Source organism: Galbibacter mesophilus (assembly GCF_023721415.1).
Taxonomy (GTDB): Bacteria; Bacteroidota; Bacteroidia; order Flavobacteriales; family Flavobacteriaceae; genus Galbibacter; species Galbibacter mesophilus.
On the sequence record NZ_JAMQVC010000001.1, the window covers coordinates 198,841 to 211,577 of the forward strand.

Here is a 12,737-nt window from a genome sequence, read left to right on the forward strand (position 1 = left end):
TTATTTTTTAATTTTTTCAAAGGCCTTTTTTAGGTCTGCTTTAAGGTCTTCAATTGCTTCAAGGCCTACTGAAAGCCGTATTAAATCTTTTGTAACTCCTGTAGCCAATTGAGATTCGTCATTTAATTGTTGATGGGTTGTACTTGCTGGATGGATAATCAATGATTTGGTATCGCCAATATTGGCCAACAGGGAAAATATCTCGGTAGTATCCGCTACTATTTTAGCCGATTCATAGCCTCCATGAACACCAAATGTAACCAAACCGCTTTGTCCTTCCGGCAAGTATTCATCAGCTAATTTTTTATATTGATTGCCTTCCAGCCCTGGATATTTTACCCATGCCACTTCTGGTTGATCCTGTAACCACTTGGCAAGTTCCAAAGCATTTTCACTATGTTTTTTTATTCTGATAGGAAGCGTTTCCAAACCTTGTAAAATCTGAAATGCATTCAGCGGACTAAGTGCCGCACCGAAATCGCGTAAACCTTCAATTCTAACTTTAGCAATGAAAGCAGCTTCTTTAAGCACTTCGTGATATACCAATCCGTGATAACTTGGCGAAGGCTCGGTAAATTCCGGAAACTTACCATTGCCCCAATTAAATGTACCTGCATCTACAATAACGCCTCCCAATGAAGTTCCATTTCCGCAGATGTATTTGGTTAAAGAATGAATAACAATATTTGCTCCATGCTCAATTGGTTTTACCAAATATGAAGTAGCTACCGTATTATCAACAATTAACGGAACTTCTGCTTTCTTCGCTTCCGAAGCAATTGCTTTAATATCCAACACATCAAGTTTTGGATTTCCTAACGACTCTATAAAAATTGCGCGTGTATTATCTTGAACTGCTGCTTGAAAATTGCCTGCTTCGTCTGGATCTACAAATGTGGTTGTGATTCCCAGCCTAGGCAATGTATTACTCAATAAGTTATACGTTCCGCCATACAAGCTACTGGAAGCTACGATATGATCTCCTGATTTCAATAGTGTTAAAAGCGCTGTTGAAATTGCTGAAGTACCAGAAGCGGTCACTACCGCTGCAATCCCTCCATCTAAAGCGGCTAGGCGCTGCTCCAAAACATCGTTGGTTGGGTTATTTAGGCGCGTGTAGATAAAACCTGGCTCAGATAAATTAAATAGATTGGCGGCATGGTCTGCATTATTAAAAACATATGATGATGTTTGGTAGATGGGCACTGCTCTTGTACCTCCATTACTTTTCACATCGTGACCAGCATGTAATGCGTTTGTTGAAAATTCTTGTTTACCCATTTCTTTTATTTTTTAATTAATTCTTGCCGAACAAATAGCTCGACCAAAAAAATGTTAACAAGAAAAACGTAAACGTGTAAGAATAAAATTCTTGTTATCTATCCACATTAAAATGTGGTAGAATGTAGCACCTTCTTGTAGCCCCGAAACAAATTCAGGGTAAAGGGTTGCTAAGGCATCAACAGGTCTATTCCCTCCGCCTTTCTTGATAACATTAACAATTTATTTATGAACTTCCCATCGAGTGGGTATTTTTACTTAAATATTTATTAGGAAACTCCTAAAACATCGAACTCCAAAGATTCAGAAAATATATTTGATTTTCCAAAGGATACATTGGAAATTTGGCTATAAACCAAAAGTTTCTTTTACTTTATCTACAAAATCCAATTTCTCCCACGTAAACAACTCAACTTCCCTTTCAATTCTACCGTTGTAAGGTGATTCGAAAACCTTTGTTACCGTTTGCGGTTGTTTCCCCATATGTCCGTAAGCAGCCGACTCCAAATAAATTGGATTTCTAAGCTTCAATCGCTCTTCAATAGCAAAAGGACGCATGTCGAAAAGTTCCGCTACTTTTTTGGCAATTTCTCCATCTTTTAAGTCAACATTCGCACTTCCGTAAGTATTTACAAAAATAGAAGTAGGCTCCACCACTCCAATGGCGTAACTCACTTGCACTAGAACCTCATCGGCAACACCAGCCGCTACTAGGTTTTTGGCTATGTGCCTTGCCGCATAAGCCGCACTTCGGTCTACTTTACTCGGGTCTTTTCCGCTAAAAGCACCACCTCCGTGTGCTCCTTTTCCACCATAAGTATCAACTATAATTTTTCTTCCTGTTAATCCGCTATCTCCGTGAGGCCCCCCAATTACAAACTTTCCGGTTGGGTTGATATGGTATTTTATATCTTCACTGAAGAGCGTTTGAACATATTCCGGTAATTGTGCTATAACCCTCGGCATTAAAATTTCCAAGATATCCTTTTTGATTTTAGCCAACATCTTTTCATCATCAGCATCAAAAGGATCGTGTTGCGTAGAAATTACGATGGTATCAATACGCTGTGGCACGTTTTCATCAGAATATTCTATGGTTACTTGCGCTTTTGCATCAGGTCTTAAGTAGGTAATCTCCTTTTCTTCCTTCCGAAGATTAGCCAACTCCATTAAAATTTTATGGGAAATATCTAACGCCAAAGGCATGTAGTTTTCGGTTTCGTTGGTTGCATAGCCAAACATCATCCCTTGATCTCCTGCCCCTTGTTCTTCTTTGGAAGCACGGTCTACCCCTTGATTGATGTCTTGTGATTGCTCATGGATTAACGAAATAACACCACAGGAATCCCCACTGAATTGATATGCACCTTTGGTGTAACCAATTTTGTTGATTACCTCGCGAGCCAAAGACTGAACATCAAGGTAAGTAGCACTTTTTACTTCTCCTGCCAGTACTACTTGTCCTGTGGTAACCAACGTTTCGCAAGCCACCTTACTTTCAGGATCGAATGCTAAAAAATTATCTAAAAGCGCGTCGCTAATTTGATCTGCTATTTTATCAGGATGTCCTTCACTAACCGACTCTGATGTAAATAAATATGCCATAAATTTTAAATTCTATATGTAAAGGAGAAAAAGAATTTTGACAGGCACGTCTAAAGGAGTTCTTCACTGCTTTAGCTCTTTTTTTACGAGGTGGCAATCAGTCAAATCTTTCCTCAAAATTCTGGTACAAATGTAATGATAAGATTGTAACTGAAAAATCTTTAACACATTTTTTTAACACGAAAATTACTATGATATCCATTTTCCTAGCAACTGGATAGATTTCCTGTGTTGACCCCAAATTATTTTTCGTCAAACCACGATATCTTGTATCTTTACCAAAGTTACTATATCAATAAAACAAACAAACCCATGCACGTTGCAATTGCAGGCAATATTGGCGCCGGAAAAACGACCTTAACCAGACTTCTATCCAAACATTTTAAATGGGAGCCTCATTTTGAGGACGTTGTGGACAATCCTTACTTGGATGATTTTTACAACCAAATGGAACGATGGAGTTTTAATCTTCAGATTTACTTCTTGAACAGTAGGTTCCGACAGATTTTGGAAATCCGGGAAAGCGGTAAGAAAATCATTCAGGATAGAACTATTTATGAAGATGCCTATATTTTTGCGCCCAACTTGCACTCCATGGGATTAATGACAAACAGAGATTTTAAGAACTATTCTTCCCTTTTCACCTTGATGGAAAGCTTGGTACAATCGCCGGATCTATTAATTTATTTGAGAAGCTCTATTCCCAACTTAGTGAATCAAATTCACAAAAGAGGACGCGAATACGAAAACTCTATTTCCATTGATTATTTAAGTCGATTGAATGAACGTTATGAAGCTTTTATACAAGGTTATGATAAAGGAAAACTTTTAATTATTGATGTAGATAAATATAATTTTGTAGACAACCCCGAAGACCTTGGAGAAATAATTAATAAAATAGATGCCGAAATATACGGGTTGTTTTAGTTACCTCATGATCATTCTAAGCTGAAAATGAATTATTTCAATCAAAATTCTTAAAATCATTTTCAACCCTATCTCCAGCTTCTAATTCTTTGATGGAATTCAAAAGAATATCCCTATTCTTTCCTGTTAACAAATGAATAGTCTCTTTAAATGAATTATATTCATCCAAAGAAATTATGACCAAATCTTTGGCTCCTTTGCATTTTATCGCGACTTCATCTGCATCGTTGATTACTTTATCGAACCAATACTTTAAATTCAGTTTAAAATCTTTCATCTTTACTACTTCCATAAGGGTAACATAATCAAAATTATGGAAATAGGTACTATTTGAAGCTGGAAAATAAAAACTAATGATAAGGATTATTAAAATCAACGCATTTCGATAAACCAAGGTTTTTGAAATTCGAGCACAGAAAGAACAGATCCCGACGCTGAAGGTCGGGATTATAACAGCGAAAGCATTGGCAGATATAAAAGAAGCTAAAAACGTTAAGATAACGTTTTTAGCTTCTCAAAACTACCCCAAGTTACTTGCGCCCTACTCTAAACACAAGCAACAGTTTACCTGTAAATTTAATTATATTATTTTGATTTACAATTATTTACATCGATTTTAACACCCGATTTATTCTTCCTTCTTCATTTCTTTTACTTGTGCTTCAATCTCTGCAGGTGTTCCTTCAATCACAACTTCCTCTTTCACCATTTCTCCATTTACCATTTTTGAAGTGGTTATAACCGCTTTTGCCGATTCATACTTTTCCGCATTCGATTTTATAGTAATTTCCTTCTGAATGATTTCTTTTGAATTGGCCACCATGGCTTCAGAAGTATGCCCGCCGAGAATTGGTGCTATCACCAAGCCAACCAAACAGGTTAATTTAATAAGAATATTCATTGATGGTCCTGAAGTGTCTTTAAAAGGATCTCCTACGGTATCGCCCGTAACGGCAGCTTTATGAGCATCTGAACCTTTGAAGGTCATTTCCCCGTTAATTTCCACTCCTGCCTCAAAAGACTTTTTAGCATTATCCCAAGCACCTCCGGCATTATTTTGGAAAATTGCCCACATAACTCCAGACACACAAACACCGGCCATATAACCTCCAAGAGGCTCTGGACCAAATATGAGTCCGATTACAATTGGAGTAATGATTGTTAATAGTCCTGGCAATAACATTTCCCTAAGTGCGGCATTGGTAGAAATCTCCACACATTTACCATATTCAGGTTTTGCAGTACCTTCTAGTATCCCTGGAATCTCCCTAAACTGTCTACGCACTTCTTGGACCATCTCCATCGCCGCTTTACCAACTGACTTCATAGCTAATGCTGAAAAAACTACTGGAATCATTCCACCCACAAAGAGTGCAGCCAACACGTCTGCTTTAAAAATATTAATTCCATCAATTCCCGTAAAAGTTACATAGGCCGCAAATAAAGCCAAGGCTGTTAAAGCTGCAGAAGCAATGGCAAAACCTTTACCAACTGCCGCGGTGGTATTTCCTACGGAATCCAAAATATCAGTACGCTCCCTAACTTCAGGCTCCAATTCACTCATCTCTGCAACCCCACCTGCATTATCAGCAATAGGACCAAAAGCATCAATGGCCAATTGCATAGCTGTAGTCGCCATCATAGCAGAAGCTGCCAATGCTACCCCGTAGAAACCAGCCAATTCATAAGACCCATAAATAGCCGCAGCAAATAATAGAACCGACCAAAAAGTGGATTTCATCCCTACTGCGAGTCCAGCAATAATATTTGTTGCCGCACCAGTAGAACTGTTTTGAACGATATCCAAGACCGGTTTTTTACCCAAACTGGTATAAAAAGAAGTAACATAGGAGATAAGCGCACCCACTGCCAAACCAATACAAGCCGACCAAAATACGTTTATGGAAGGAATGGCTACGGTGTAATCATTTCCGAAGAATTTCATGTTCATAACCTCCGGAAGCATATAATCAATTAAAAAATAACTGGCTATTAAGGTTAAAATAATCGCAATCCAATTTCCCATATCCAGCGCTTTCTGTACTTGGGGCTCTTTGGCATCATTCGAAGAAATCTTTACTAGAAATGTTCCAATAATGGAGGCCAGAATACCAATTCCAGCAATCACCAAAGGTAAGAGAATCGGACCCATATTATTGAAATCATCCGCGAAAGGAGCATCGATACTCATATCCCGAATAACATAATTTCCCAGCACCATGGCGGCAAGAACCGTTGCGACATAAGACCCGAATAAATCAGCACCCATTCCAGCTACATCACCTACATTATCACCAACGTTATCTGCAATGGTTGCGGGGTTTCTAGGGTCATCCTCCGGAATACCTGCCTCTACTTTTCCAACCAAATCGGCACCCACATCGGCGGCTTTTGTGTAAATTCCGCCCCCAACTCTAGCAAATAAAGCTATGGATTCCGCTCCAAGCGAAAAACCTGCTAAGGCTTCTAAAACAATGGTCATATCATCATAAAAAGAACTGGAAGTTCCCAGAAATTGTCCAGTAAAAACCAAAAAGAATAGACTCAATCCTAGTACTGCTAATCCAGCAACACCAAGCCCCATTACCGTTCCACCACCAAAAGACACTTTTAAAGCTTGCGGCAAACTGGTTTTGGCAGCTTCGGTAGTTCTTGCATTGGCTTCCGTAGCGATGCGCATACCGATATTTCCTGCGAGAGCAGAAAAAACAGCCCCAATGATAAAAGCAGGAACAATCATCCAACTGGTAGTTTCCACCAAGACCGATATTCCGAAGAGTGCAATAGAGGCAATAATAACAAAAATGAATAGCAGTCGGTATTCCGCGTTTAGAAAAGCAAGTGCTCCTTCTTTAATACTTTTGGAAATAGATTGCATGCGTTCGTTCCCAGCGGGTTGGCGTTTTACCCAAGCAGCTTTTATACCCATAAAAATAAGGCCAAGGATGGCCATTAAAATTGGAATGTAAATAATATTAGATTTCATCTGTTTATATTTATTTCTTTTAAGCAGTTAGATGGGACACCCAAAAACCATCATCCTGGCGTGTTAGTAATTACTCTATCTTAGTGTGGGGTGTTTTCAAAAAAAGGCGGTGATTCATTTACAAGAAATTGCTAATTGAATCATTTTAATGTGAAGAATAGGCGGATAATATTTCATATTGATGCGTCGGTTAATTATTAATCTTTATAAATGTAAGCAAATCAATAGAATAAAAAAAGCAGCAACTTTTAGGTTACTGCTTTTGAAATATTTTATGTATTTAAAAAAGTTAGTCGATACTCACTTCTTCTCTTGGAACATCACTATCTTGGAAACGGTTGATACATGCAGCTACAATTTCTTTAGCTTCCTGCAAATTACCCCATCCACCGATGGAAACCTTTTTCTTTTCTAAATCTTTGTACACTTGGAAAAAGTGTTCAATCTCTTTAATTAAGTGCGGATTTAATTCGCTTAAATCCCTTACACGGTTCCAAATAGGATCGGAAACAGGAACACAAATTACTTTCTCATCAGGTCCTTTCTCGTCTTCCATATGGAAAACACCAATTGGCTTCACTTCCATAACACAACCTGGGAAGGTAGGCTCGGTAACCAATACCAAAACATCCAACGGATCGCCGTCCAACGCCAACGTTTCTGGCACGAAACCGTAATCTGCTGGGTACATCATAGATGAAAAAATCATACGATCGTAACGGATTTTCTTTAATTTAAAATCGTACTCGTATTTGTTTCTGCTCCCCTTTGGGATTTCGATAAGCACATCGAAAGACTCTATTTGATCTGAACTCATTTATTTATTGAATTGTAAATCCAGCGCTAATGAACTTCTGAATTTGTTTATTACTTCTTTAAAATGGAGTGCAAAAGTAGTGAAATACTGCATTAAAAGCAACGAAAGAAAGATTAAGTTATGGTTAAAGTGGTTGGAGGCTGGGTGTTAGAAGACTGGATAGCTTACACCTACCCAATCCTTCAAGTCCACACGATATAATCGTGCGGTAGCGGATAAAACCTATTTCCTTGAATATAAATGAGACTTCCCGCAAGCTGAGGAACGCTTCCTTCGTCCCGGTGACCCTTCCCTCATCTTCATCAGCCTTTCCCGCGCCCTAATTTACCCTCCCCGCGTAGGCAATCACCTTTCCCGCAAGCAAATCACCCTCCCCGCGGCGCGGGAATAGTATTTTTTGATGAAGGAAGTGAAATAAACTACAAAATAATGGCTACGTATAATTTTCAACCTAAATATTGAATGCTGGAAGCTGGGTGATTGCTGAATGTCGGAAAATTTTCATCCTCAATCCTTTCAATTAACTAAATTCATAATTAACCAATAACTAATTGCCTTTTCAACTCCTTCCCTACTTAACTCTTTACCTCCTTAACTCAACAAAAAAACCTAAAAAACAAACTCTAAATTCCCAGTAATGGAGAACGGTCTTGCATCGGGGATATCGAGATAATTTCCTCGGAAGTTAAAGTCGATACGCAACAGTTTAAAAATGTTGGCAACCCCAAATGAATATTCGTAATAAACATTTTCGGAAGGCGCCCTTAACATAGCTCCCGCAGGCGCACTAAGCGCTATATTTTCATCGGAAATTTCACCCCAAACTCCGCGCAAGCCCACAATTTCACGTAAATCCAATTTCTTTAAAAACGGAATTTTCGAGAAGAGACGTCCGTTGAAATTGTGTTCAATCTGTCCAGAAACATAAGTATCGGTTACAAATTCGTAGAAATTTAAGTTAGGAAACGTATTAAAAATGGAGAAATAGGTTTGGTTTCCAGGAATGGGACTCAACAAACCTAAAGGAACGGCTCCGAATGTTTTTCCTGTTTCTATTGTGGTAATAGTGCGTCCCAATCCCCCCAACTGGAACGGTTGACGATAATAAAACTGTAATTTTTCGTAGTTGAAATCACTTTCCAAAAAGCCTTCTAGTCCGGCAGTGTACACTAAATACAATCGAGGAAAATTACTGCTAACGTTATTTCTTTCCACACCATAGCCCGTTGTTTTACGTCCAGGCGTAAAATCGATGGAAACATTAATATCAAACTGTTTTGTTTCGCTAGAAATTCCGCCTGGAGCTTCCGGATCAACGTAATCTAAGTTGAAATCATCTGGCAACGCTGAGCGCAATGTTCTAAAATTGGTTTCTGTACGAAGCACAAAATTCTTCATAGGCTCGTATTGCACCCCGAATGTTGTCAAGTTTATATCCGTAAGGGTGTTGTTGGCGCCTGCAGTGAAAATAGCAGACGAAGCAAAACTACGACCTAAAACATCTGAAGAAGACGTTAAACTGGTTCCCAATTGCTCAATATCCCTTCGGGTCCCTCCAGAAATTATCAATCTATTTTTTCTATCCAGCAACCACTTCGCAGAAATACCGTATTTAAACTTTTTGTCTTTAAATCCGTAAGCAGTGTACCCTTCAATTCGCCAAGGATCATTAGGCCCTGAATAGGTTCTTCCCCCTGTACGAAGACGTATTCCTTCTGCTTCGTTATATCCAAAAGTGGAATAAATAGGTCCGTAGTCAAAATTAATACTTGGAAATTCCACATATCCAGAAACCAAAATAGTCGCCAAATCGGTTAGGCGCTTAAACTTGGGCACCGTTTTTAAAGTGTCCAGCATTTTGTACACCCCACGCTCGTCATCATTTAAACTTTCCAATCTGTTCTGATTCCAAAAAGTACTATCACGATTGTAAACCACCTCATTGTAAGGATCTACACGTTTGGTGTAAAAACTCTTTGGCTTCTCTTCATCAAAAACGTAATTATTGTAAACCGTGGTGCGTTTTCCATAAAGTCCACGGGATTCTTCTTTTTTCCGAAGGCTAAAGTCACTCAATAAATAATCCCTTTTCAGCAGAAAAACCGAATCGCTCAATACTTCAAACTCCTGCTCAATATACAGTTCTTTCACCCAATTAATGTTGGCACTCTTAGAAACCTGCATATTAATATCCTTTACCGCAAAAGTGGTGTCGTTCACCCAAAAATCACCTTTAAAGGTCATTTCATTTTTGCGTCGAGGATAATACACAATATTATAACACCATTTATTGTCTATAAAAGCACTGTCTGAAAGCACATAATTATAAACATCCACGCCCGTTTTGGAAAGCGGACTCACAAAACTTTTATTGAAGAGTTTTATGTAATTGTTATAAATATTATAATCGGCATACAGATCTTTAACAAAGGAAATAATACTCTGATTGTTGCTGAAGCCAGAGTTTTGATTCCCGCGCAGTTTTTCAATTTTCTCATTAAGCTTGTTATCTCCGTATACTTCGGAAACGGCCTCGTTGATAAAAATAGGCAAATACGTTTTTCCTGTGATATTGGATGTATCTACTTCATCAAAAATAAATTCCATTCCGTTGAAGATTTTTCGACTCATAAAAGCACTATCTACTGTATTGAAATCGAATTCTATTTTTTCGTATTTGTTATATTTATATTGATCAAAAAGGTAAATCCCGTTTTGTCGTTTCTTTGCCCATATTTTTTTCAGAATAGCAATCGCCGGATTACCTTTTTTGGGCTGTTTCCCAACGTAAAGAACAACTTCATCCAGCTCCTCCCCTTCGTTAAGCACCACTTTAAGATTGTAATTGGCTTTTTTCTCCAGTTTTAAAACTTCCGTAGCAAACCCAAGCAATGAAACCGTTAGGGAATCATAACTTTTCTCTGATTCTAAGTAAAATCGTCCTTCCTCATTGGTAATGGTTCCCTCCGTAGAATTAGGGAACATAACATTGGCGTAAGGAATTTCTATCCCTGCTCCATCCACCACCACACCACTTACTTTGGTTTGGGCGGAAAGCATTAACGTGAATAAAATTAAAATTAGGGATAGTAAATACTTCATAAAACAAAAAAACTTCACTGGCTAAAGATAGTCAGTGAAGTTATAATAACGGTAAAAATCTCTTATTTGTATAAAACTTTTTTTACAGCTTTGATAACATCTTCATAATTAGGCAACCATTCCTCCAAAAGAACAGGAGAATATGGTGCAGGTGTATCTGCTGTATTTATTTTTACGATAGGCGCATCTAAAAAGTCGAATGCTTTGGATTGCACTTGGTACGTAATTTCAGTAGCAACGTTACCAAAAGGCCAAGCTTCTTCCAGAATAACCAATCGATTTGTTTTCTTAACGGATTTTAGAATGGCTTCATGATCCATCGGTCTAACCGTTCTTAAATCTATAATTTCACAACTGATGCCATCTTTTTCAAGTTCATCGGCTGCTTTATAAGCTTCTTTAATAATTTTTCCGAAGGAAACAATAGTTACATCTTTCCCTTCTCTTTTAATATCAGCAATACCTAACGGGATTGTGTATTCATCTTCTGGCACCTCACCTTTATCACCATACATTTGCTCCGACTCCATGAAAATCACTGGATCGTCATCGCGGATAGCTGCTTTTAAAAGGCCTTTCGCATCGTAAGGATTTGATGGAACTACAACTTTCAATCCAGGCGTGTTTGCAAACCAATTTTCAAAAGCCTGAGAGTGGGTTGCCCCTAACTGACCTGCAGAAGCTGTTGGACCACGAAATACAATAGGACAATTAAACTGTCCGCCAGACATTTGGCGAATCTTTGCAGCGTTGTTTATAATCTGGTCGATCCCTACCAAGGCGAAGTTAAAAGTCATAAACTCAATAATAGGTCGGTTACCATTCATGGCAGAACCCACACCGATCCCGGCAAAACCAAGCTCAGAAATTGGAGTATCCAATACGCGTTCTGGGCCAAATTCGTCTAACATTCCTTTAGAAGCTTTGTACGCACCGTTGTATTCGGCTACCTCTTCACCCATTAAGTAAATCGATTCGTCCCTACGCATCTCTTCGCTCATCGCCTCGCATACGGCTTCTCTAAACTGAATTGTTTTCATTTATTGTATTTGATATTATTAACGTCTGTTTTTTTAGGCTTAGCAAAAATAGTAATTCTTACTCAACTAACTCAATAAGATTTTAATAAAAAATTATTATGCATGCATAGCATATTTTGGAAATTATCAGTATCTTCGTAGCACGTTTAGTAAAATCACAAAAAATTACCTAAAATATGAAGATATTAGTGTGTATAAGCCACGTACCAGACACTACATCAAAGATAAACTTTACTGATGGAGACACCAAGTTTGATACAAATGGCGTGCAATTTGTTATAAATCCGAATGATGAATTTGGTTTAACACGTGCCATGTGGTTCAAAGAAAAGCAAGGAGCAAGTGTAACCGTTGTTAATGTTGGAGAGGCAGATACAGAGCCTACCCTTAGAAGAGCATTAGCTATTGGTGCAGACGAGGCTATTAGAATAAATACAAAACCTACTGATGGTTTTTTCGTTGCCAAACAATTGGCGGCTATCGCCAAAGATTTTGATTTGGTGATTGCAGGAAGAGAATCGATTGACTATAACGGCGGAATGGTTCCAGGTATGCTAGCCACCTTAATTGATGCAAATTTTGTGAATAACTGTATCAGTTTAGAAGTGGAAGGTCAAACGGCAACGGCTATCCGTGAAATCGATGGTGGAAAAGAAACCTTAAAAACTTCTTTCCCTCTTGTAATAGGCGGACAAAAAGGATTGGTAGAAGAAAGCGACCTTAAAATACCTAACATGAGAGGTATTATGATGGCGCGTAAAAAATCTTTAGATGTAAAAGAACCTGTTGACGGAGGTAACGCTACGAAGGCTGTTTCTTTTGAAAAACCAGCACCTAAAGGAGACGTTAAAATGGTTTCACCTGATAATTTAGATGAATTGGTGAATCTATTACACAACGACGCGAAAGTAATATAACAAAACATAAAGTGAAAAGATAAAGGTAGGGAGCTGAATAGAAATTAGAATCGCTCTCTACA

9 protein-coding genes and 1 riboswitch are annotated in these 12,737 nt (G+C 38.3%); of the genes, 2 read left to right on the forward strand and 7 right to left on the reverse strand.

Annotation, left to right across the window (positions count from 1 at the left end):
- A complete protein-coding gene (locus tag NDQ75_RS00820) occupies positions 1-1,281 on the reverse strand; it encodes an O-acetylhomoserine aminocarboxypropyltransferase/cysteine synthase family protein (protein WP_202028873.1) in 1,281 nt (426 codons plus the stop codon).
- A gap of 91 nt (positions 1,282-1,372) precedes the next feature.
- A riboswitch (SAM riboswitch) is annotated at positions 1,373-1,496 on the reverse strand.
- A gap of 133 nt (positions 1,497-1,629) precedes the next feature.
- Positions 1,630-2,886 carry a methionine adenosyltransferase gene (gene metK / locus NDQ75_RS00825; protein WP_202028874.1) on the reverse strand — a complete coding sequence of 419 codons (1,257 nt, stop codon included), beginning with the start codon at positions 2,884-2,886 and terminating at the stop codon, positions 1,630-1,632.
- A 312-nt stretch (positions 2,887-3,198) separates the two neighbouring features.
- Here metK and NDQ75_RS00830 point away from each other — a divergent pair, with 312 nt between their 5' ends.
- Positions 3,199-3,813 (forward strand): deoxynucleoside kinase, encoded by a 615-nt coding sequence (locus NDQ75_RS00830; protein ID WP_202028875.1) that lies wholly within the window; start codon positions 3,199-3,201, stop codon positions 3,811-3,813.
- 37 nt (positions 3,814-3,850) lie between these two features.
- On the opposite strand, the gene NDQ75_RS00835 is transcribed toward NDQ75_RS00830, so the two are convergent.
- From NDQ75_RS00835 to NDQ75_RS00855, 5 genes are all read right to left on the reverse strand, one after another.
- Positions 3,851-4,189, reverse strand: coding sequence for a type II toxin-antitoxin system Phd/YefM family antitoxin (locus NDQ75_RS00835; protein ID WP_251762008.1), 339 nt, complete (start codon positions 4,187-4,189; stop codon positions 3,851-3,853).
- Positions 4,190-4,441: 252 nt separating this feature from the next.
- A complete protein-coding gene (locus NDQ75_RS00840; RefSeq protein WP_202028877.1) occupies positions 4,442-6,799 on the reverse strand; it encodes a sodium-translocating pyrophosphatase in 2,358 nt (785 codons plus the stop codon).
- Between the two features lie 289 nt (positions 6,800-7,088).
- Entirely contained in the window at positions 7,089-7,616 is a 528-nt protein-coding gene (locus NDQ75_RS00845) for an inorganic diphosphatase (protein WP_202028878.1), read from the reverse strand.
- A gap of 609 nt (positions 7,617-8,225) precedes the next feature.
- Positions 8,226-10,718 carry a DUF5686 family protein gene (locus tag NDQ75_RS00850; protein ID WP_202028879.1) on the reverse strand — a complete coding sequence of 831 codons (2,493 nt, stop codon included), beginning with the start codon at positions 10,716-10,718 and terminating at the stop codon, positions 8,226-8,228.
- A gap of 62 nt (positions 10,719-10,780) precedes the next feature.
- Complete coding sequence (locus tag NDQ75_RS00855) at positions 10,781-11,758, reverse strand: pyruvate dehydrogenase complex E1 component subunit beta (RefSeq protein WP_202028880.1); 978 nt, start codon at positions 11,756-11,758, stop codon at positions 10,781-10,783.
- A gap of 176 nt (positions 11,759-11,934) precedes the next feature.
- Between NDQ75_RS00855 and NDQ75_RS00860 the strand changes: the two genes are divergently transcribed.
- Positions 11,935-12,675, forward strand: a complete 741-nt coding sequence (locus tag NDQ75_RS00860; protein WP_202028881.1) for an electron transfer flavoprotein subunit beta/FixA family protein — start codon at positions 11,935-11,937, stop codon at positions 12,673-12,675.
- Positions 12,676-12,737 lie beyond the last annotated feature (62 nt).